This window comes from Paracoccus sp. Ld10, assembly GCF_045064235.1.
Lineage (GTDB): Bacteria > Pseudomonadota > Alphaproteobacteria > Rhodobacterales > Rhodobacteraceae > Paracoccus.
In genome coordinates, this window is sequence record NZ_JBISHD010000003.1 from 81501 (window position 1) to 102604 (window position 21104).

21 protein-coding genes and 1 tRNA gene are annotated in these 21104 nt (G+C 65.0%); 5 read left to right on the forward strand and 17 right to left on the reverse strand.

The genetic code is table 11. From position 1 onward, the window contains the following. Positions 1 to 315 precede the first annotated feature (315 nt). The 6 genes from ACJJVR_RS00980 to ACJJVR_RS01005 form a co-directional block, all read right to left on the reverse strand. Entirely contained in the window at positions 316 to 477 is a 162-nt protein-coding gene (locus ACJJVR_RS00980) for a hypothetical protein (protein WP_405401506.1), read from the reverse strand. A 125-nt stretch (positions 478 to 602) separates the two neighbouring features. After that, the gene (locus ACJJVR_RS00985; RefSeq protein WP_405401508.1) at positions 603 to 833 is read right to left on the reverse strand and encodes a hypothetical protein; all 231 of its coding nucleotides are present in this window, start codon (positions 831 to 833) and stop codon (positions 603 to 605) included. Positions 834 to 974: 141 nt separating this feature from the next. Continuing rightward, positions 975 to 1634 carry an aminotransferase class IV gene (locus ACJJVR_RS00990; RefSeq protein ID WP_405401509.1) on the reverse strand — a complete coding sequence of 220 codons (660 nt, stop codon included), beginning with the start codon at positions 1632 to 1634 and terminating at the stop codon, positions 975 to 977. Continuing rightward, positions 1580 to 2710 (reverse strand): aminodeoxychorismate synthase component I, encoded by a 1131-nt coding sequence (locus ACJJVR_RS00995; protein ID WP_405401511.1) that lies wholly within the window; start codon positions 2708 to 2710, stop codon positions 1580 to 1582. The genes ACJJVR_RS00990 and ACJJVR_RS00995 overlap by 55 nt, the downstream gene beginning before the upstream one ends. Then, positions 2707 to 6186 (reverse strand): transcription-repair coupling factor, encoded by a 3480-nt coding sequence (gene mfd, locus ACJJVR_RS01000; RefSeq protein WP_405401512.1) that lies wholly within the window; start codon positions 6184 to 6186, stop codon positions 2707 to 2709. Before mfd ends, ACJJVR_RS00995 begins: the two co-directional genes overlap by 4 nt. Before the next feature lie 40 nt (positions 6187 to 6226). Then, complete coding sequence (locus ACJJVR_RS01005) at positions 6227 to 6799, reverse strand: hypothetical protein (protein ID WP_405401514.1); 573 nt, start codon at positions 6797 to 6799, stop codon at positions 6227 to 6229. 93 nt (positions 6800 to 6892) lie between these two features. On the opposite strand from ACJJVR_RS01005, the gene hemB reads away from it, so the two are divergent. Together hemB and ACJJVR_RS01015 are read left to right on the forward strand one after the other, a co-directional pair. Beyond that, positions 6893 to 7888, forward strand: a complete 996-nt coding sequence (gene hemB / locus ACJJVR_RS01010) for a porphobilinogen synthase (protein WP_405401516.1) — start codon at positions 6893 to 6895, stop codon at positions 7886 to 7888. A 70-nt stretch (positions 7889 to 7958) separates the two neighbouring features. Further along, positions 7959 to 8585 (forward strand): YSC84-related protein, encoded by a 627-nt coding sequence (locus ACJJVR_RS01015; RefSeq protein WP_405401517.1) that lies wholly within the window; start codon positions 7959 to 7961, stop codon positions 8583 to 8585. Between the two features lie 362 nt (positions 8586 to 8947). Here ACJJVR_RS01015 and ACJJVR_RS01020 read toward each other — a convergent pair whose 3' ends face one another. Together ACJJVR_RS01020 and ACJJVR_RS01025 are read right to left on the reverse strand one after the other, a co-directional pair. Then, positions 8948 to 9592 (reverse strand): GntR family transcriptional regulator, encoded by a 645-nt coding sequence (locus tag ACJJVR_RS01020; RefSeq protein WP_405401518.1) that lies wholly within the window; start codon positions 9590 to 9592, stop codon positions 8948 to 8950. Between the two features lie 31 nt (positions 9593 to 9623). Continuing rightward, positions 9624 to 10319 (reverse strand): M48 family metallopeptidase, encoded by a 696-nt coding sequence (locus ACJJVR_RS01025; protein WP_405401520.1) that lies wholly within the window; start codon positions 10317 to 10319, stop codon positions 9624 to 9626. A 97-nt stretch (positions 10320 to 10416) separates the two neighbouring features. Between ACJJVR_RS01025 and ACJJVR_RS01030 the strand changes: the two genes are divergently transcribed. Beyond that, positions 10417 to 10734 (forward strand): FYDLN acid domain-containing protein, encoded by a 318-nt coding sequence (locus ACJJVR_RS01030; protein ID WP_405401522.1) that lies wholly within the window; start codon positions 10417 to 10419, stop codon positions 10732 to 10734. Positions 10735 to 10923: 189 nt separating this feature from the next. Continuing rightward, positions 10924 to 10999, forward strand: a tRNA-Ala gene (locus tag ACJJVR_RS01035). Positions 11000 to 11054: 55 nt separating this feature from the next. Here ACJJVR_RS01035 and ACJJVR_RS01040 read toward each other — a convergent pair. From ACJJVR_RS01040 to purC, 9 genes are all read right to left on the reverse strand, one after another. After that, the gene (locus ACJJVR_RS01040; protein WP_405401523.1) at positions 11055 to 12857 is read right to left on the reverse strand and encodes a hypothetical protein; all 1803 of its coding nucleotides are present in this window, start codon (positions 12855 to 12857) and stop codon (positions 11055 to 11057) included. 138 nt (positions 12858 to 12995) lie between these two features. Continuing rightward, positions 12996 to 14126, reverse strand: coding sequence for a glycosyltransferase 61 family protein (locus ACJJVR_RS01045; RefSeq protein WP_405401525.1), 1131 nt, complete (start codon positions 14124 to 14126; stop codon positions 12996 to 12998). Between the two features lie 714 nt (positions 14127 to 14840). Then, positions 14841 to 16172 carry a glutamine synthetase family protein gene (locus ACJJVR_RS01050; protein WP_405401527.1) on the reverse strand — a complete coding sequence of 444 codons (1332 nt, stop codon included), beginning with the start codon at positions 16170 to 16172 and terminating at the stop codon, positions 14841 to 14843. A 4-nt stretch (positions 16173 to 16176) separates the two neighbouring features. Then, on the reverse strand, positions 16177 to 17001 hold the full coding sequence (locus ACJJVR_RS01055) for an ABC transporter permease (protein ID WP_405401529.1): 825 nt from the start codon (positions 16999 to 17001) through the stop codon (positions 16177 to 16179). Next, complete coding sequence (locus ACJJVR_RS01060) at positions 16998 to 17879, reverse strand: ABC transporter permease (RefSeq protein ID WP_405401531.1); 882 nt, start codon at positions 17877 to 17879, stop codon at positions 16998 to 17000. Before ACJJVR_RS01060 ends, ACJJVR_RS01055 begins: the two co-directional genes overlap by 4 nt. A 50-nt stretch (positions 17880 to 17929) precedes the next feature. Then, positions 17930 to 18664 (reverse strand): transporter substrate-binding domain-containing protein, encoded by a 735-nt coding sequence (locus ACJJVR_RS01065; RefSeq protein ID WP_405401533.1) that lies wholly within the window; start codon positions 18662 to 18664, stop codon positions 17930 to 17932. 24 nt (positions 18665 to 18688) lie between these two features. Further along, the gene (locus tag ACJJVR_RS01070) at positions 18689 to 19486 is read right to left on the reverse strand and encodes an ABC transporter ATP-binding protein (RefSeq protein WP_405401534.1); all 798 of its coding nucleotides are present in this window, start codon (positions 19484 to 19486) and stop codon (positions 18689 to 18691) included. A 93-nt stretch (positions 19487 to 19579) separates the two neighbouring features. Next, a complete protein-coding gene (gene purS, locus ACJJVR_RS01075; RefSeq protein ID WP_405401536.1) occupies positions 19580 to 19819 on the reverse strand; it encodes a phosphoribosylformylglycinamidine synthase subunit PurS in 240 nt (79 codons plus the stop codon). 14 nt (positions 19820 to 19833) lie between these two features. Then, positions 19834 to 20595: a phosphoribosylaminoimidazolesuccinocarboxamide synthase gene (gene purC / locus ACJJVR_RS01080; RefSeq protein ID WP_042247558.1), complete on the reverse strand. Its 762-nt coding sequence runs from the start codon at positions 20593 to 20595 to the stop codon at positions 19834 to 19836. Between the two features lie 131 nt (positions 20596 to 20726). On the opposite strand from purC, the gene ACJJVR_RS01085 reads away from it, so the two are divergent. Beyond that, a complete protein-coding gene (locus ACJJVR_RS01085) occupies positions 20727 to 21041 on the forward strand; it encodes a DUF1476 domain-containing protein (RefSeq protein WP_405401539.1) in 315 nt (104 codons plus the stop codon). The last annotated feature ends 63 nt before the right edge of the window (positions 21042 to 21104 follow it).

Sequence of the window (21104 nt, forward strand, 5' to 3'; positions counted from 1 at the left end):
CGGCGCGCGATCCAGTGCCATGCCTCGGCCCGTCACCGGCACGCTGTTTGTTGTCTGTCCCATGAACACGCCAGCAGCGCTAGATAAGCGCCCATCTGACACCAGAGCCCCTACCCATGATGATGCCTCATCCGCCGTCCAGATAAGTCAAGCTAACACGCGGAGAGCTGTTCGCAATGGCACAGGATGGACTAAGAGTGCGTCCTGTGGACTGCCTTGTCACTGTCTGCCCCAATATTGAGGGACACCAGTTGCCCTGCGCCTAGCCACGCGCGTCAGAGGCCGCCAAATTTGCATCGTCTGCGACCAACCGTCTCATCGCCTTATGCTGACGCTGCTGCCCAAGGGCGCACCGACCCGCAAAAGCGGCGCGATTGCTATTGCAACACGTGGACGCTCCTTGTTCAGGTCGATCATCGTTGCCTCGAACCGAGGCTTTGTCAGGGTGCCGATCCCTAAGCTGACGTTGCGCAGCATGCCCGCGGGCGGTTCTTGTCATTGATAGTTTTCGACAAAAAGGTTATCGATTATCCGCGGCATTCTGATCTGTGGGCTCCGCACTGACGTGACATAGGTGGGACGAAACATGCCGACGCGCATCATCAGCGCCATGCCGGCGCGTCGTTCATGTCCGTCAGGTTGCTCTGCGATGACCGCGCCGCCTTCATGTGCCGGGTCACGACGCAAATCAACAGAAACCCTGACGCAGAAAAATTGATTTTATACCAATGGAATAGCGGCCCCGCCCGCCGCCATTGCCCAGCAACCGCACCAATCGCAGCCGCTGCAGAGGACGCGAGATTCAAAAGAATGTCAGAATGACGGTCGATCAATCACCACGCGTTTTGCACCGCGCCGGCCCCCAGTCACCCAATCTTTTCCCTTACCGACGCGCGACGATGGCCAGATCGTCGGACAATCCCGTCAACTGACGCCATTCTGTCGCAAAACCCGTAATGCGGTGCAGGGGCGCCTCAATCGGCCGGGACAAGCAGCGCCGGGATCAAGCCACGCAACGCGTTTCCGCAATAGAGGTGTCCGTTTTGCAGGTCGTCCACGGTCAGCAACGCCTCCTCGGCGCGGGCATCCGCCATCAACGTCCCGCGCAGGACGCCCGGCAGCAATCCGCTGCTTTGGGGCGGCGTCAGAAAGCGGTCACCACGGCGCAGGAAAATGCTGGTGATGGTGCCCTCACACAGATGACCTTGCCCGTTCGACAAAAGCGCCTCGTCGATGTCAGGCGGCAGCCTTGCGCGGGCAGCGTCATAAATCGGTCGATGCGATGTCTTGAACCGCAGCCACGGATCTGTGGCATCAAGGCGCAGATCCGAATGGATCACGCGCCAAAATTCCGGGTTCGGCGGCAGTGGCGCATGGGTCACGGCCACCCGGCCCGCCTGATCGACCGACAGTCGCGCCCGCAACACCTTGCCCCGCGGCAATCCCGCCAGGACCACTGTCACGCGGTCCTCGTCCAGCGGAAATCCGGTCGCCGCACATCCCAGACGCAAGCGTGCCAGATGGTGCGGCCACAGTGGTATACGACCATCCGCTTCGGCGCGCATGGTTTCAAATACGGTCAGGCCGACGGGGATCGGCCCAGGAATGCGGACTTGCACAACGCCTCCTCCCATTCGGATCCGGCTTGGCTGTCATGCACGATGCCGCCGCCGACATTCAGACGCAACCGTCCCGGCGCGTCGAACCATGGCGATCGGATCGGCACACTGAACCGCATCGGCCCCGCCGGATCCACCCATCCGATGGCCCCGCAATAGACCTCGCGCGGTGCATCCTCCAGTTCGGCAATGATCTGCATCGACCGGACCTTGGGCGCCCCGGTGATCGAGCCGCAGGGAAACAGCGCCGTCAGGATCTGTGCCAACCCAGCCCCCGGTGCCAACTGCCCCTGCACGGTCGAGACCATCTGGTGCACTGTGGCATAGGTTTCGACATGGAACAGTTCCGGCACGCGGACGCTGCCGGGCAGGCAGATGCGGCTGATGTCGTTGCGCAGCAGGTCGACGATCATCAGGTTCTCTGCCCGGTTCTTGGACGATCCGTGCAACGCCTGCGCCATCTGCGCATCCTGTGCCGGGCTGTCGCCGCGGGCGGCGGTGCCCTTCATCGGGCGGGTGGTTATCCGGCGCTCCGCATCGACGGCAAAGAACAGTTCCGGCGACCGCGACAGCACGATGGGCCCGCCCAGATCGACGAAGGCCCCCTCGCCCACCGGCTGGCGGGCGGCCAGCGCGGCATAGATCGCCAGCGGGTCGCCCTCGACCTCCGCCTGCAGCGGAAAGGTCAGGTTGATCTGATAGGTGTCGCCCGATTCAATCAGCCGATGCACCGCCGCGATGGCCGCGTCATAGCGGTCGCGATCCCACAGGGGACGCACCGGGCCGATGGCAACGCCGTCCGGCGGCGGCAGCGGGTCCGCGGGGCGCGGGCCGTCAAAGACCCCCATCACGATCAGCGGCATCTGCCGTTCGGCAGGCATCAGCCCTGCCAGTCGCGGCATCAACGCATACCCCAGTTCATAGGACAGGTACCCCGCCAGCCAGCAACCGCGGTCTGTCGCGGCCTGCATCGCGGCCAGCGCCGGACCGACGCCCGCCGCACTGTCGGCGCGAATGATCGCCTGTGGGGTGGAAAACAGCGTACCGCCGCCCAACGGCCCGGTGTCGAACCGGATCTGGCCACCGGTCACGTCGCGGCCTTTTTCGCGGCGCGGCCTTCCCTGATCTTGGCGGCCAGATCGCGGGCCACGGCAAAGGCACCCTTGATGCGGTCGCCGTCGGTGGCAAAATCGCGTTTCAGCACGATCTTGTTGTCGGTGACCTTGGCGGTGCCGCGTTCGTCGGACAGGAAATCGACCAGGCCTGCAGGGTTGGGGAACTTGTCCTGGTGGAACTGAACGGTGATGCCCTTGGGGCCCACGTCCAGCTTGGCGATGTTGGCGCGCTTTGCCATCGCCTTGATGCGGATCACCAGCAGCAGCGTGTTCACCTCGCGCGGCAGCGGGCCGAAACGGTCGATCAGTTCGGCCGCAAAACCCTCCAGCTCGACCTTGGTCGTCAGGTCGGCCAAGCGACGGTAGAGGCCCAGACGGATGTCCAGATCGGGGATATAGCTGTCGGGAATGGTGACCGGCACGCCAAGGTTCAGCTGCGGCGCCCAACTATCCTCGGGCGTGCCCTCCAGCTCACCGGATTTCAGCTTGGCGATCGTCTCCTCCAGCATGGCTTGGTACAGCTCGAACCCGACCTCCTTGATGTGGCCGGACTGTTCCTCTCCCAGCAGGTTGCCGGCCCCGCGCAGGTCAAGATCCTGGGACGCCAGGTTGAAGCCCGCGCCAAGTCCGTCGATATTGCCCAGGAACTTCAGCCGCCGCATCGCCTGCGGCGTCAGCGGCGCACGCGGTTTCGTGGTCAGATAGGCATAGGCCCGTGCCTTGGAGCGCCCCACGCGACCGCGGATCTGGTACAGCTGCGAGAGGCCGAACATGTCGGCGCGCCAGACGACCATCGTGTTCGCGGTCGGAATATCCAGCCCCGATTCGACGATGGTCGTGGCCAGCAGGACATCATGGCTGCCGTCGTAGAACGCGTTCATGCGGCTATCCAGATCGCCCGCCGCCAGCTGCCCATGCGCCACGATATAGGACAGTTCGGGCATGTTTTCGGTCAGCCAATGCTCGATCTCGGGCAGGTCGGTCAGGCGGGGGACGACAAAGAACGACTGTCCGCCGCGATATTTCTCGCGCAGCAGCGCCTCGCGGATGGTGACGGTGTCGAACTCGCTGACATAGGTGCGGATCGCCAGGCGGTCGACCGGCGGCGTGCCGATCACCGACAGGTCGCGCACCCCCGTCAGCGACAGCTGTAGCGTGCGCGGGATAGGCGTCGCGGTCAGGGTCAGCACGTGGATGTCGCTGCGCAACTCCTTCAGGCGTTCCTTGTGGCCGACGCCGAAATGCTGTTCCTCGTCGATAATCAGCAGGCCCAGGTTCTTGAACCGTACGCCCTTGGCCAGCACGGCGTGCGTGCCCACGACGATATCGACCTGGCCGTCCGACAGGCCGGTACGGGTGGCCGACGCGTCCTTGGCGCTGACAAAGCGCGACAAGGGGCGGACGGTGATGGCGGTGCCGCGAAAGCGTTCGACGAAACTGCGGTAATGCTGGCGGGCCAGCAGCGTGGTGGGGGCCACGACGGCGACCTGCATGCCCTGGCTGGCCGCGATAAAGGCCGCGCGCATCGCGACCTCGGTCTTGCCGAACCCCACGTCGCCCACGACCAGGCGGTCCATCGGGCGACCCATGGCCAGATCGCCCGCCACGTCCTCGATCGCGGACAACTGGTCGTCGGTCTCGCTGTAGGGGAACCGTGCTGCAAACGCCTGCCAATCGTGATCGTCGGGTTCCAGCACCGGTGCAGCACGCAGCAGGCGTTCGGCGGCGACGCGCATCAGCTTGTCGGCGATCAGCTTGATGCGCTCTTTCAGCTTGGCCTTGCGGGCCTGCCATGCACCGCCGCCAAGACGGTCCAGCAGGCCCTCCTCGTGGCCATAGCGCGACAACAGCTCGATGTTCTCGACCGGCACGAACAGGCGGTCACCGCCCGCATATTCCAGCGCCACGCAGTCATGCGGCACCTTCATCGCCATGATCGTCTCGATGCCGGTGTACCGGCCGATGCCGTGTTCGACATGCACGACCAGATCGCCCGGCGACAGGGTCTGGGTGTCCTTGAGGAAATTGTCGGCCTTGCGCCGTTTTTTCGCGCCGCGGATCAGACGGTCGCCCAGCACGTCCTGTTCGGAAATCACCGCCACGCGGCCCAGGGCGGTGCCGTCGGCCACGAACCCCTCGTCCAGAGGCCAGACGGTCAGGCCGATGCTGCCCGGCTGATCAGCCAGGTCGCGGATGTCGGCGATGGGCTTGGCGCCCGCCAGCCCTTCGTCCGTCAGCAGGCCGGACAGGCGTTCGCGCGCGCCGTCGGAAAAACTGGTGATGATCACGCGATGGGTGCGCGCCAGCGCCTTGATGTGATCGGCCAGCGCGCCGAACAGGTTGATCTGCTCCGCCTGCCGTTCGGGGGCGAAATTGCGCCCCTGCCGCCCGCCCGCGTCCAAAACGCCCGGCCCGGGCGGCTGCTGCAGGACCGACAGACGCAGCACCCGGTGCGGGCCCAGCCACGCGTCCCATTCGCGGTCCGTCGGAAACATCGCGTCCGGGGGCACGGGTTTGTAGACCGTGTCGGCCCGACCCTTGGCGGCCATTGCGGCGCGGCGGGCCTCGAACTGTTCGCGGATCATGGTGCGGCGGGCGTCGATCACCTGGCCGATATGATCGTCCAGCACAACCGATGCGCCGGGAAGATAATCGAACAGGCTTTCCATGCCGTCGTGGAACCACGGCAGCCAATGCTCCATCCCCGCGGTCTTGCGGCCCGCGCTGACGCTTTCGTACAGCGGGTCGCTGGTGCCGCCGCCATATTCGGTGCGATAATTCTGCCGGAACCGGGTGATCGAGGGTTCGTCCAGGATCACCTCGGACATGGGGGCCAGTTCGATCCGGTCCAACTTTTCGGTGGTACGCTGCGTGTCGGGGTCGAACCGTCGCGCGCCGTCCAGCACGTCGCCGAACAGGTCCAGGCGGATCGGGCCGGTGGTGCCGGGGGGATAGATGTCGATGATGCCGCCGCGGATCGCGTAATCGCCCGCATCGGTCACGGTCGCGGTCTGTGCGAACCCCATGCGGACCAGGAAATCGCGCAACGCGGCCTCGTCGATGCGGTCGCCGACGCGCGCGATGAATGCCGTGCCACGCACCAGATCGCGGGCCGGAACCCGCTGCAGGACCGCGTTCAGCGTGGTCAGCAGGACGAACGCCCCCTTGATGCGCCCCTGCGCCAGCCCGGCCAGCGTCGCCATGCGCGCGGCCTGAACCTCGGGGGCGGGGGAAATGCGGTCATAGGGCGTCGTGTCCCAGGCCGGAAAATCCAGCACCGGCAGATGCGGTGCCATAAAGGCCAGCGCCTGACGCATGGCCTCCATGCGGCGGTCGTCGCGGGCCACGTGGATCACGGGGGCGCCACGGTTTTCGGGTCGCGCCGCCTCGCGCGCGATCAGCGCGGCGTCATAGCCTTCGGGCGCACCGGACAGGATCAACGTGTCGGACATGGATGCTGACCTAAGCGGCTGCGCGGGGAAGTCAAGCGGGCTAGAAGCCTACGGGATGCAGGACCGTCCACAATGCCCCCCACAGCGCCGTCACCGCGACGGCGATCATCGACAGGATCGTCACGAACCGCTTGTGCCAGACCATCGCGCGGGCCGCATCGCCCGCCGCCTGCGACACGGGGGCGCGCCCCTCCTGCGCGGCGTGGACCAGCGGCACCAGTCGCCGCGCCAGACGCACACGCATCCAGAACAGCGCCCAGAACGGCAACAGCAGCAGCGTCAGCGCCTGCGCCATCTCCAGCCAGAAGACGAATCCCAGCACCGCCAGTGATGTCATCAGAAAACTGGTCACCCCCAGGAACACCGCCCCCTCGCGCGGGCCCAACTGCCAGCGGGGCAAGATCAGCGACAGCCAGTCCAGCAACGTGATGACCGCCGGACCCTGTCCGTCATCGCCCGCCAGCGCAGCGCGGGCGCGGGCCAGAACCTCGGACGGGATGCCAAGGACGGTGCGGCCGGTGGCCGACCACATGCCGATCAACGCAAGCCAGAACCAGATCGTCGAAAAGGACCGGCTGCCCAAGAGCCCGATCAGGTTATCGAATTGCGGCACGGGCAGTTCCTTGTCCTTGTCTTCGCGCGACCTTAGAACGGGTTTCGACCAAGGAAAAGCGGCACGGTTGCCCCACCCCAGACAGGAGGCCCCATGGCCAGCCCGATCATCGCCCCCTTCCCCGCCGGCCGCCTGCGCCGGTTGCGCCGCAACGCCAACATCCGCGCGATGGTGTCCGAACGGAACCTGACCCCGGCCAACCTGATCTGGCCGATCTTCGTGACCGAGGTCGCCGGCGCCGAGGGCGAGATCGCGTCCATGCCCGGCGTCGAGCGTCTGACCCTGGACGGCGCCAGACGCGCCGCCGAACGGGCCGCCCGGCTGAACATTCCGGCGATCTGCATCTTTCCGCATTCCGATCAGGCCAGCCGCACCGACGACTGCGCCCGCGCGTGGAACCCCGACAACATCGGCAACCTGGCCATCCGCGCCATCAAGGAAACCGTTCCCGACCTGGTCGTGATGACCGACATCGCGCTGGACCCCTATAATGCCAACGGCCATGACGGGCTGGTCCGCGACGGAGAGGTCCTGAACGACGAGACGATCGAGGCGCTGGTTCGCATGGCATTGGTCCAGGCCGATTGCGGCGCGGACATTCTGGGGCCGTCGGACATGATGGACGGCCGCATCGCCGCCCTGCGCGCCGCATTGGAACGCCACGACCACAAGAACGTCGCGATCCTGTCCTATGCCGCGAAATTCGCCAGCGCGTTCTATGGTCCGTTCCGCGACGCGGTGGGCGCGTCGGGGCGTCTGGTGGGCGACAAGAAGACCTATCAGATCAACCCCGCCAACCGCGGCGAGGCGATCCGCTGTGTCGCGCGCGACCTGGCCGAGGGCGCGGACATGGTCATGGTGAAACCGGGCATGCCCTATCTGGACATCTGCCGCGCGGTAAAGGACGAATTCGGCGCGCCGACATTCGCCTATCAGGTCAGCGGCGAATACGCGATGATCGAGGGGGCCATCCGCAACGGCTGGTTGTCGCGCGACGCGATGGTGGAAAGCCTGCTGGGTTTCCGCCGTGCGGGCTGTGACGGGGTGCTTAGCTACTTTGCGCCGACAGTCGCCGAAATGCTGGCATGACGCGGGACGCTGGCGTATCCTGCGCGCCAACGGGCCGAGACGAGCCCCGCACCCCGACACGAGGCGACACATGACCAACCCGATCCACCTGTCCCGTCGCAACCTGCTGCTGACCGGGGGCGCGGCCCTGCTGGCCGCCGGCTGCAGCAATGCGGTCGGCAGCGACGCGGCCGCCCAGCTGGATGCGCGCGTGGACCAGACGCACCAGTACCTGGTGACCACCTATCCCGCATCCCAACCGTTGCTGGAGAACGCGCGCGGCGTGCTGTACATGCCCCTGATGACCGAGGCCGCGCTTGGCTTTGGTGGGGCCTATGGCCAGGGCGCACTGAGGATCGGCGGGCAGACGGTGGATTACTACTCCGCCACCCGCGCCACCGTGGGGCTTCAGGCGGGCGCACAGCAATATGCGCATGTGTTGATCTTCCAGGACGAACAGGCGCTGACCGCGTTCCGCGCCGCACCCGGCTGGACCGCGGGTGCCGGGGCCTATTACGCGCTGCCGTCTGGCGGCATGGCCGTGGGCGCCGACACCTTCAGTGCCCAGTTCCCGGTCGTGGCGATGATATTCGGCCAATCGGGCCTGATCGCCGGCGCGGCGATCGAGGGGACGAAATACAGCCGTGTCATCCCTTCGGCCCTGCCCGACGTCCAGTTCGGCACCATGAGCCTGCCGCCCATGGGCATGCAGGGCTAGGATGGTGCGCGGTCATCGGGCAGTCCGATGACCGCGCGTTCTTGACCAGAACAACCATGGAACACCCGCGCGGTCGGCGCAGGATGCCATCGTGGTTTTACACCGTTCGTTCAGCTGGCAGGGCAAACGATCTGATCGGCGCAAGGCTGCCCGCCGTTCCTGCAACCGCAGCGCTCCGGCACAGCCCGCGCGCCAGACGCACAGGTCACAGCGCGGCAATTCACGGTCTGCGCCAAACGCCCCCCGGGCAATCGCGGCAAATGCGGGCGTCAGGGGACGGCGCATGCCCCACAGCCCCGATTGCCGCGCATCATTCAGCCATGCTGTACCGTCGCGACGCGCAGGCAAGGTCCGCGGTTCCGTCAGCTGCCCTCGGTCGAGGTCAGGTGCCGCAGGCCGTGCGTGACGTCCGCCCGGACCGCCAGCCGCAGTGCGGGCTCATCCCCTGCGCGCAGGGCGGCCAGGATCATGCGGTGATGGCGGGGGGGCTCGTTCCGGCGCACACGCCCGTACAATGCGCGCATGGTCGGCCCCAGCTGCAACCAGACGGTCTCCAGCATGGCCAGCATCGCGGGCGCCTGCGCCCGCAGGTACAGCATCCGGTGGAAATCCAGATTGCAACGAATATAGCCCACCGCGTCATGGCGTTCGACCGCATCCGCAATCTGCCCGTTCATCACCGCCAGCCGGTCGATCAGTGCGAAATGCGCCCGTGGCAGGGCGCGGGCGGCCAGTTCCGGTTCGATCAGCGCGCGCAGGGCGGCCAGTTCCTCGATCCGGTCGTCAGACAGGGCGGGGGTGGCCACGCGGCCCGATCCCGACAGGGTCAGCGCGCCTTCGGCCACCAGACGGCGAACCGCTTCGCGCGCGGGGGTCATGGACAGGTTGTGATCGCGGGCGATGCCGCGCAGGGTCAGGGCCTTGCCCGGCGGCAGCTCTCCCAGCATGATCTGGCTGCGCAGGCCGCGATACAGGCGTTCATGGGCGGTGGGATCGGTCGGGCTCATGGCCATGATGTGATCACAAATTCGGGCCGCGTCAATCGCGGAACTGCCACAGCATCAGGTCACCGCCCTGTGCGCGCAGCCAGGCCCGGTGGGGGGCGTGTCCGGGCATCAGCGTCTCGACCTGCGCCCAAAATCGGGCAGAGTGATCCATATGCGCCAGATGCGCGACCTCATGCGCCGCGACATAGTCCAGTACCACAGGCGGGGCCATCGCCAGCCGCCATGAAAACATCAGCCGTCCGTCATGGGTACAACTGCCCCATCGCGACCGCGTATCGCGCAGCGCAATCGCCGCATAGGGCCGCCCCAACGCACCCGCAAACCGGTCGCACGCGACCCGCAGGCGCTGCATCGCCAGATGTTTCAACCACGCGGCCGCGACCGCGCCTGTGGGCCGCCCGTCGGGGATCAGCAGGCGGTCATCCTGCACCTGCGCGCGCCGCACCGGTGCCGGGGTCAGGATCAGCGCCCGCCCCTCGACCGGCAGAGCCGCGCCGGGGACAGCCACCTGCCGCACGGGCAGGCGCGCGACCGCCGCCCGCAGCCACTCCCGACGTGATTGCGCGAAATCCCGGCCTTGGGTCAGGGGCACGCCCACAGGCAGGGTCAGCACCGCGCCCGACCCGTCACGGGGCACCCGCAGGGTCATGCGCCGCGCGCGCGCAGACCGCCGCAACCGCACCGTAAGCCCGTCTTCTACAAAGATCCGCTGATCGCCGCTTGCCATGCCCGCCTTGGCCTGCCAGATAAAGCCTTTGACACCCTCTGGCCTCTGTGGCAGGGGATCACCCGATTTCCCCTAATCGCGGCTGAAGGAGAATACCATGCCCAAAGAGGAATGGGGCACCAAACGCCTGTGCCCGCATTGCGCCACCCGTTTTTACGACCTGAAGGCAGATCCGATGACCTGCCCGGCCTGCGGGAACACGTTCACGCTGACCAGCCTGACGGACGGTCGCGGCAAGACGCTGGTGACCGAAAAGACCGCAGCGGCGACCGATGACGACGAACTGGTCGACGACGAGGAGGATATCGCCGACGACTCGAACGAGATCGACGACGACCTGCTGGAAGAGGACGACGACGACGGCGACGTGTCGCTGGACGACATCGCCGATGTCGCGGGCGACGAAGAAGAATAACACCCAAGGCCGCGCCCGAAATGGCGCGGCCTTATCCATTCCGGAACCCGGCTGACGCCCGTGTCGGGCTGTCGGCAGGGAATTTCCGGAAACTGTGCGGCACGGCGGATTTTCCACTTGCACCCCGTACCGCCCCCTCATATAGACCCCACACGCGGCGGCGCAGACGCGCTTCGCGGACCTCACGGTGGGGCCATAGCTCAGTTGGTAGAGCGCTTGAATGGCATTCAAGAGGTCAGGGGTTCGATTCCCCTTGGCTCCACCATTAATTCTCTTTCTTCGCATCTGGCATGTTCGCTGCGCCCTTCAGGCGCGCGTCGTCATGACCATGCCTCGGCCTCCAGCACGAACCCCGGCAGCCAGCGGTACAGCATCGTGTCGGGCAGATGCACCGCCGGTCGGGACAGGGTCGTGCGCAACAGGCCGCGATGCGCGGGGTAGGCATTGCCCTCAAGCCGCATGTTCTGGCGCTGCATCGCATAGCGCACCCCGGTGACGGGTCCGGCCACGGTCAGATGCATGTCATGGCCCTCATGGGTCAGTGCGGTGATCGCACCACCACCAGCGACCTCGACCCCCAGAAATTCGTCGATGCCGACCCCGCCATAGGGCGACGACCCATGAGCCGCCAGCGCCTCGTCCGGCCGCAGCGCAAAGCGCAGGGTGATCCGGTCCCCCTCGCGCCGGGCGGTCGGACACGGAATCGTCCAGCCCCGGCCCGCCATCGTTTCCCGCAACGCCCATGCCGCCAGTTCCCCCATCATGCGGGAATGATACAGGTCGGGATGCACGCGGTCCGACAGCGCCGATGGATAGATCGGCCCAACCATCACGGCATCATCGTGCCCCGCCACGAACCGCAACTGGTCGGTCGCCGCATGGGTGGTGTCGCTGCCATGATGGGAATGGTCCGAACCCGCGGTCTGCATCAGCAGGATCATCTTGCGCGCGGACGGGTAAAGCGAATCCAGCCGGGACCGGACACGGTCCCAATGCACCTGCAGGGCGGCCAGGTACATGCCCGGCGCCGCCTGTCGATCGGCCTCTCCCTGGATCCAAAAATAGACGACCGTCGCGGGCATCCTGCCCTGTCGCAGATAGGCCAGATGCGTCCCCTCGATGACCTTGTCCATGTTATGACGAACCACGCTGTCGGGGTCGTCCAGAACGGTGACTGTCTGCCCGGATACGGGGCTGCCCGCGATCGCGATCGGCGCAAGCCGGCGCTGATCGGGATCATCGCTGTTCTGCCCGGCCAGCGCCTGCGCCATCGACAGGGCCGGCGGCATCGGACCCGCAATTTTGACCCGCGCCATGGCAGCATTGGTGATATCGACCGGCCCCTCGCGTTTTTGCAGACCCTGAATGTCAATAACGCGCCTTGTCGGTCCGGTGTGAATACCACCAACCATCTGCACATCAGGGCGGCCAAGGTCGGCAAGTGCCAACTTGTCGTGGGCGGGTGCGTCAGGTCCCAGGGCAAGGGACTGACCGTTGAAATGGATCAGCAGGGGCGATGCCTCGGTCGATTGCCCATCCGGGCTGCGCCATGACGACATCCACGCATGCACGTCATCATGGCTGTCCGTCTCTAACGTCTGCAGGCGCAGCGAGTGCAGGATCATGGGCGCTTTGTGCCCGATATGCACCTGACGCACCTGAAATTCGTCGACAGGATCATGAGCCGCGCCTGTCTCGATCAACCCATCACTGTGATACGTGACCAAATGGCCGTCTGCGGTCAGAACGAAACACAAGGTCTGGCGACGATCCAGGTGACGCGCAAAATCCATGCGCGCCGCACCGGCGCGGACAATCCATTGTGTCCCCATGTCGCGGAACGACAGGTTTCGCCCATTCGCATCGATCAGTGCCAACAGCGTTTCGTGCGGCGACGGTTGATGCTGTGAAAAGGTGATTTCCAGCAGGATGGCTTTGGCGCGCACATATGCAGTCGCGGGCGGGATGCATCGCAGGCTGGTGCCGGCGGCGATCGTGACACCCTCCGGTCTGGCCGTCACGACATTGACCTGCGGATGGACCCTGAGGGTCAGGTCGCCCTCACCCCCGACCGCCACTGAGGCGACCTGCGTGCCGGGCGCATCCGGCAATGCCACGGCCATCGAAGGAGAGATCGAGACCGTCGATAGAGACGCATCCCGGTCGGGACATCATCACGCGCCGCAGTCGGCCATGACGTCATCCGTTCCTGTGGCAGCCCGTATATTCAGATTGCGATGGTGCCTGCAGAGCCTGTTCCGTCAAGCGGAGGCCACAGCAATTCGTTTGGCCTGACGGTCCAGATTTTCGTCCAGCGGACGAAACGCCTGGCCGTTCAGGTCGGCGATACGCTGCAGGTCGGCATCGCGCTGGCTGTCGGTCAGCGCGGGCCAAGGCGTATCGCCCGTGATCATGCCGCGGTCGCGCAGAACCTGCCATGTCCGGGGGAAATCCATCTCTCCAAACGATCCGCGACCGGGACGCAGCGCGCCACCCTGAACCCAGTCCCGTTTCAGGGTGTTCACCTCGAACGCGGTCATTCCTGTGAAAGTCTGCAACTGGCGCACGAACCCGGGCGCGAAATCCATGCTGCGCCGCGTCAGGATCGCCACGCGCTGCGCCGCGTTGCCGACATAGGCCATCATGTGCAGCGGAGAGCAGTCCACCGTGATGATATCCCGTGCAGCCTTGTAATGGGCGATCTGGACAGCTGCGGGGTGTTTCTGCGGGTGGAACATCTGATATCCCTCATCCGCCAGATAGCCCTCCAACAGGCTCTCGGCGATCAGGCCGCCACGCTGCGCCGGCAGCAGGCTGCGAGAGACATAGATCCGTTCGGGACCGGCAGGGTCGATGCCCGCGCCCGCGTGCGTTCCGACATAGTCGCGGAACTTGGCACTGCCTGTGGTCAGGTCACCCATGCCGACACCTTGCCGCGGTACATGCAAGCGTTCGACCCGCGTGGGGGTCACGACACAACGGATCGGGACGTCCAAGCCCAACGCATCCATCAAAGGCCGCAACGCCTTGATCATGTTGTCAAGGTTCCCCGAGACCTGTTTCGGCGTGAACAGCACGCCGTCGATCTGTCCGCGCAGAACATTCAGCGCCCATGCGCGCGCAAAGCTTTCGGTGATGAAATGTCCGAAATGCCCGTACAGGGTGCCGCCGAACATCCACGTGCCGGGCAGCGTCTCGACCGTATCGGGCATGGCGGGGGCCGAATTTACGGGCTCCAGGCTGTTGGACCAGCTGATCGAGTTCGCCACCATCTGCCCGTCGGGCGTCAGCACCCCCGACGCCTGCTGGCGGCCTCGGCCGTCGACCGGCGGCGGCACCACGATCGCGCCTTGTACCAGAACCAGATCGTCAGGTGCTTCAAGGTCAAACATGGTCGCAGGCTCCGATGACTGGAATTCTTTGGGATGAAATTAAGGCAGTACGCTCAACCGCTAAGGGAACGCTACAGGACCAGAACTATCCGGTCCAGATAGTAGCGTCATTCAGGCGCTATCCCGCCAAACAGACTGATCCGCACAGTCGGGGGCGGCATATTCAATAATTGTATTTTATGTCAATGGTTTATCGAAGAGGATCCGCGACTGGCTTACCGCCCTGCCTTCCGGATGTACATAAATTGCAATCGATAGGTCACAAAGGCCGGGCAGCTGCACCGCATCCGGGGATTTCAGTCTGGGACGACCTCCAGCCACGGCCGTGCTTTGGCCCATGGCAGATGCCCCATTTTCCCGGCGCTGTTTGACCCCAAAAGGGTCAATGCCACGACGTTTGCTCGACGATCACGGGAATCGGCGCGGATGTCAGGCGCGGGCATGGCCAACACGCATTGCCGAATGGCGGTACCGATGCCGCGACGAACATGCTGATCGAAGACCGGTTTCCCCAAATCGGCAACGAACGCCAGTGTTGCCGCCTATATCGGTGATCAGCGGCAGTGACAGCAGCCTTGACGGCGCAGCGATCCAACGACGCCTTGGTGACCGCAACCACCGGTGCACCATGGCAGTTGCTGTGGGTGATCATTCCATCAAATGAACTTTACCCGATCATTCATCATGCGCACGCCGGATGGGACAGTGCTGTGATCAAACCGTGTCCAGATACAGCTCCACCGTCTCCTCGTCGGACAGTTCGGCCATATAGTGCAGTTCCTGGCGCTTGGTCATCAGATAGTTGTCGACCAGATGCGCAGGCAGGATGCGGCGGATTTCCGGGCAGGTGTCGAACGCGTCGATCGCGGCACCCCAATCGCCGGGCAACTGGGCCAGTTTCTGGTCATAGGCGTTGCCCTTGAAGGGCGCGGGCGCGACCAACTTATCCTCGATCCCGTTCAGGGCGGCGCCCAGAATGGCGGCGATAGTCAGATAGGGGTTCACATCGCCCCCCGCCACGCGATGTTCGATCCGCCGGGCCTTTGGGCCGGATGCCGGAATGCGGATCGCGGCCGTGCGGTTCTCATAGGCCCAGCCGATCCCGGTGGGGGCGTGGGCGTTGGGGACCAGGCGGTCATAGCTGTTCTCGTGCGGGGCGAACAGCAGGGTCGATCCGGGCATGGCGCGCAGACAGCCGGCGACGGCCTGGCGCAGCGCCTCTGTCCCCTCTTCGCCGCCATTGTCAAAGATGTTGCGCCCTGCCCGGTCCAGGATCGAGAAATGCATGTGCATCCCGTTACCCGCGAACATCTCGTATGGCTTGGCCATGAAGCTGGCGGCAAAGCCGTAGGTGCGCGCGATCCCCTTGACCAGCATCTTGAACAGCCAGGTGTCGTCGGCGGCCTTCAACGGGTCGGCCTGATGCATCAGGTTGATCTCGAACTGACCCGGACCTGCCTCGGATATGGCGGTGTCGGCGGGAATGTCCATCGCCTCGCAGGCATCATACAGCGTGGTAAAGAACTGGTCGAACGCATCCAGCGCACGCAGCGACAGGACCTCGCCACCGGTGCGCCGCTTGCCCGATTTCGGGCTGGGCGGCACGCGCAGCGTCCTGCCGCTGTCATCGATCAGAAAGAATTCCAACTCGGTCGCGACCACCGGCACCAGCCCGGCCGCGACATAGCGTTCGGCCACGCGGGCCAGCGCCTGCCGCGGATCGCCGTCATAGGGCGTGCCGTCGGGATGAAACATCCACAGCGGCAGCAGGCCCGTGGGCGCGTCCAGCCATGGCATGGGCAGGAAACCGCGTTCGGTTGGCAGCAGCAGCCCGTCCGGGTCGCCGGATTCAAAGACCAGCGGGCTGTCCTCGACATCCTCGCCCCAGATGTCCAGGTTCAGGACCGAATAGGGAAACTTGGTCCCCTCATCCAGCAGCTTTCCGGCATAGCGGGCGGGCACGCGTTTGCCCCGCGCGACACCGTTCAGGTCTGCTGCCGCGACGCGGATCGTCTTGACCTCGGGGTGTTCGCGCAGCCATTCCATGGGATTATCTCATCAACTGGGGACGGTACCGGACGCGACTGGTCGCACCCGGCAGGTGCCGGTTCAGCCGCCTGTTCACCCTGCCGAAAACCCAGATCAAAGCCAAGGTGGCGGCAATGAAATAAGCGGCAGCGATAGGATAGGCGACAAAGGGGTTGAACGTCCGGTCCGCGAAATAGCTGGCGTAATACAACGCGTCGCCTTTTTGCTGGAACGCCGGAAATCCACTGAAATAGACAAGGGTCGTGGCGTGAAACAAAAAGATCGCCTCGTTCGTATAGCTGGGCCAGGCCAGACGCAGCATGGTTGGCCAGATGACGCGGCGGAACCGTTTCCAGCCGGTCAGGCCATAGGCGTCAGCGGCCTCGACCTCTCCCTTGGGGACGGACATCAGCGCGCCGTGAAAGATCTGCGCGCTATAGGCGGCGGTGTTCAGGATCAACACGATCAGCGCCCCGGCCCAGGCCCGCGTCAGCCAGCTGGTCTGGATCGTCATTCCCAGGATGTCGATGCCCGCACGCGGCAACAGCACCAGCGATTCATAGGCGATGAAGAACTGGATGAACAACGGGCTGCCGCGAAAGACAAAGATGAACGCATCCGCGGGCTTGCGCAGCCAGGGGTTCGCACTGGTCCGCGCCACCGCCAGCGCGGTCGCGATGACAAAGCCCACCGACAGCGCCAGGATCGCGAAATACAGGTTCCAGATCAGTCCCGACCCGATCAGCGTCGCCTGTTGGCACAGGGTATAATCCGCACGCGGCAGCAGGCGTTCGCCGATGCCGATCGAGCGCAGGCCATAATCCATGATCGTCTGGACACAGCTCATGCCGGGGTCCCCTTGCGCAGCGCCTCGCCACCCATGGTGGCCTGACCGCGCGACAACCGCGCCGTGACGCGGTCAAGGACGCGCCCCGAAATCCACGTCATGCCCAGATAGAACACCAGGATACCCAGGAAATAATACAGCCGCCAGTCCGGGTGCGGATAGGTAAAGGCGCTGGTCTTGGACCCGCCCAGTTCGCGCGCCCAATAGACGATGTCCTCGACCCCCAGCAGGAACAAGAGCGGCGTGGCCTTGATCAGGATCATCCACAGGTTCGACAGCCCCGGCAGGGCATAGGTCCACATCTGCGGGATCAGGACACGGCGGTTCACTTGGGCGGGCGACATGCCATAGGCTTCGGCCGTCTCCAGCTGGGCGCGCGGGACGGCCTGCATGGCCCCCGACAGCACGTTCGCGGCAAAGGCGCCAAAGACGATGGCAAAGGCGATGACCGCCAGAAAGATACCATAGGCGTCATGCACCCAGGGCGCGGCACTGTTCAGCGGCAGTTTCGCTGCGGCGCAGACGACGAAATCGTTGCCCTGACGCACCGGGGCGTCGGTATCGCACAGCGCCTGATGACGGACCCATTCAAAGGCCTGGTCCAGCGCAATCGGCACGAACAGAAAAAAGATGATGTCAGGCACGCCGCGCACCATCGACGTGTACAGACCCCCGAACCACCGCACCGGCGCGATGCGCGAGCGGCTGGCCATGGCGCCGCCGAAACCGAACAGCAGCGCGATGGGCGCGGTGATCGCCAGCAGCACCAGAACCGTCCCAAAGCTGGCATAGAACAACAGGTGCGTGCCCGATGTCAGGTAACACGACAGCCAGCCAAGCCCCTGCAGCGGGGACGGATCGGTGCAATATGCAAACATGGGATATCCCGAAGGGCCGCCGCGGAACAGGCCCGCGGCGGCGGGTCAGATCATTCGAACAGCTGCGCGTCGTCGCCGAACCATTTGGTGATCAGCGCGTTCAGGCTGCCGTCTTCCTTCATCGCGGTGATCTGGGCGTCGAATTTCTCCAGCAGCTCGGTGTCGGACTGGCGCAGGCCCATGCCGATACCCTCGCCCAGTGCGACCTGGTCCTTGCCCTCGACCCAGACCAGCTCTCCGTTCGATTCCTCGACGATGGGGGCCAGAAAGTCGCGGTCGGCCAGGATGGCGTCGGCCTCTCCGTTACGGACGGCGGCCACGGCCTGGTCGGGGTTCGGAAACTCCAGCAGCGTCGCATCGGTCTCGGCGACATAGCCCGCCTGGATGGTGCTGGTCTGCGCGGCCACGACGGCGCTGTCGACCTCGACGTCCGCCGACAGTGCGGCATAGGCCGAAGGCGTCGCGGGCGTATAGGGCTGGGTAAAGGCGATGACCGCCTGGCGTTCCTCGTTGATGTTCATGCCGGCCATGATCGTGTCATAGTTCGACGACACCAGGTTCGGGATGATCGAATCCCAATCGTTGCGGACCCAGGTGCATTCCAGTTCGGCGCGGGTGCACAATTCGTTGCCCAGCTCGATCTCAAAGCCGGTGACCTCACCGGTGGCGTCGTCGATGAAGTTGTAGGGGGCATAGGCGCCCTCGGTCCCCATGCGGATGGTCTGTGCCTGCGCAAGACCGGCGGTCAGCATCAGTGCGGTGGCGGCAATGGTCAGCGATTTCATTCGAACGTCTCTCCTGTTGGTTTCTTATGTCGCCATCGTCGCCGACAGGAACTGGCGCAGACGGTCGGTCTGCGGGTTCCCGAACAGCCGGTCCGGCGGGCCTTCTTCGCAGACCACGCCCTGATGCAGGAACACGACGTGGTCGCTGACATCGGCGGCCAGCCGCATGTCATGGGTGACCAGGATCATCGTGCGATGTTCCCCGGCCAGATCCTTGATGACGCGCACGACCTCCTGCTGCAGCTCGGGGTCCAGCGCGCTGGTGGGTTCGTCGAACAGCAGGGCCTTGGGCTGCATGCACAGCGCGCGCGCGATGGCGGCGCGCTGCTGCTGGCCGCCCGACAGCTGGGCGGGCCAGGCATCGGCCTTGTCGCCGATGCCGACCTTGGCGAGCAGGTCGCGGGCGCGGGCCTCGACGGTGGCGCGGTCCTCCCCCAGCACGGTGACCGGGGCCTCCATGACGTTCTGCAGAATCGTCATGTGGGCCCACAGGTTGAACTGCTGGAACACCATCGACAGATTGGTGCGCATCCGCGTGACCTGGGCGCGATCGGCGGGGTGCCGGTTCTGGCCCTGCCCCTTCCAGCGGACGGGCTCGCCCTCGAACAGGATCTCTCCGTCCTGGCTGTTCTCCAGCAGGTTGCAGCAGCGCAGCAGCGTGGATTTGCCCGAACCGGACGACCCGATCAGGCTGATCACATGACCGCGCGGGGCGGTCATGGAGACGCCCTTGAGAACGTCAAGCTGGCCATAGGATTTGTGCAAGCCGTTGATCGCGATGACCGGGGCGGCGTTCTGAGGGGACGGGGTCTGGTTCATCATCCGCACATTGGGCGTCAAACGGGTGCGTTTTGCAACGGGCTGCAGGGGGCTACCTGCCGATAATGGCAGGCTGCCGCAGCGTCAGTCGAAAGCTTACGCAATCTCGATCGAATATTTCTCGATCACGGTGTTGGCCAGCAGGCCCTCGCACATCCTTGCGACCTCGGCGCGGGCGGCCTCGGCGTCGGTGGCGGTCAGGTCCAGCTCGATCAGCTTGCCCTGACGGACGCCGGTGACGTTCTGATGGCCAAGCCCGCCCAGGGCATGGCGGATCGCCTCGCCCTGGGGGTCCAGGACGCCGTCCTTCAGCATGATGGTGACACGTGCTTTCATGGCGGCAGTCCCTCTCAGTTGATCGCGGTGGGTTTCAGGCTGGTCGTGTTGGCGGGCATCAGGCCCAGCCTGCGCGCCACCTCGGTATAGGCGTCGGTCAGGTTGCCCAGATCACGGCGGAACACGTCCTTGTCCAGCTTCTGCCCGGTCTTGACGTCCCACAGCCGACAGCTGTCGGGGCTGATCTCGTCCGCCACGATCAGGCGCATGAAATCATTGTCCCAGACCCGCCCGACCTCGATCTTGAAATCGATCAGCTTGATGCCGGCGCCATAGAACACACCCGACAGGAAGTCGTTGACGCGCAGCGCCAGCGACACGATGTCGTCCAGGTCCTGCTGGGTCGCCCAGCCGAACGCGATGATGTATTCCTCGGACACCATCGGGTCGCCCAGCTCGTCGTTCTTGTAGCTGTATTCGACGATCGGGCGCGGCAGGGCGGTGCCCTCCTCGATGCCCAGACGCTTGGACAGCGAGCCGGCGGCGAAATTGCGCACGATCACTTCCAGCGGGATGATCTCGACCTGACGGATCAGCTGTTCGCGCATGTTGATGCGGCGGATGAAGTGGTTCGGGACGCCGATATTCGTCAGCCCGTTCATGAAGAACTCGGACAGGCGGTTGTTCAGCACGCCCTTGCCTTCGATGGTGGCGCGCTTTTGCGCGTTGAAGGCGGTCGCGTCATCCTTGAAATACTGGATCAGCGTGCCGGGCTCGGTGCCTTCGTAAAGGATCTTTGCCTTGCCTTCGTAAACTTTCTTGCGCCGCGGTGCCATGGGCCCACCGTCCTTTCGCATGTCCCTGAAGATGCCGCTTAGCGCGGATTGCCCGTCGGGGGCAAGTCGAGCCTTGCGACAACGCGCGCCGATGGGCATATCTTGTGCGACATGCCGCACAGGAGAGCCCGATGACCACGTTCAACGACCGAGAGCGCGCCCACGAATCGAAATTCGCCCATGACGCCGACCTGCGCTTCAGGGCAGAGGCGCGGCGCAACCGCCTGCTGGGCGAATGGGCAGCCGAACAGCTGGGCAAGACCGACGATGAAGCGCGCGCCTATGCGATGACCGTGGTCAGCGCCGATTTCGACGAGCCCGGAGAGGAAGACGTCTTCCGCAAGGTCGAGGCCGACCTGACCGGCGTCGCCGACGCCGCCACGATCCGTGCGCAGATGGCCCGCCTGATGGACGAGGCCCGCCGCCAGGTCATCGACGAGGCATAGGCGCCAGTCACATCGTTCATTCAGAAAGGGGGCGCGATGGCGTCCCCTTTTTCGTGCACCCGA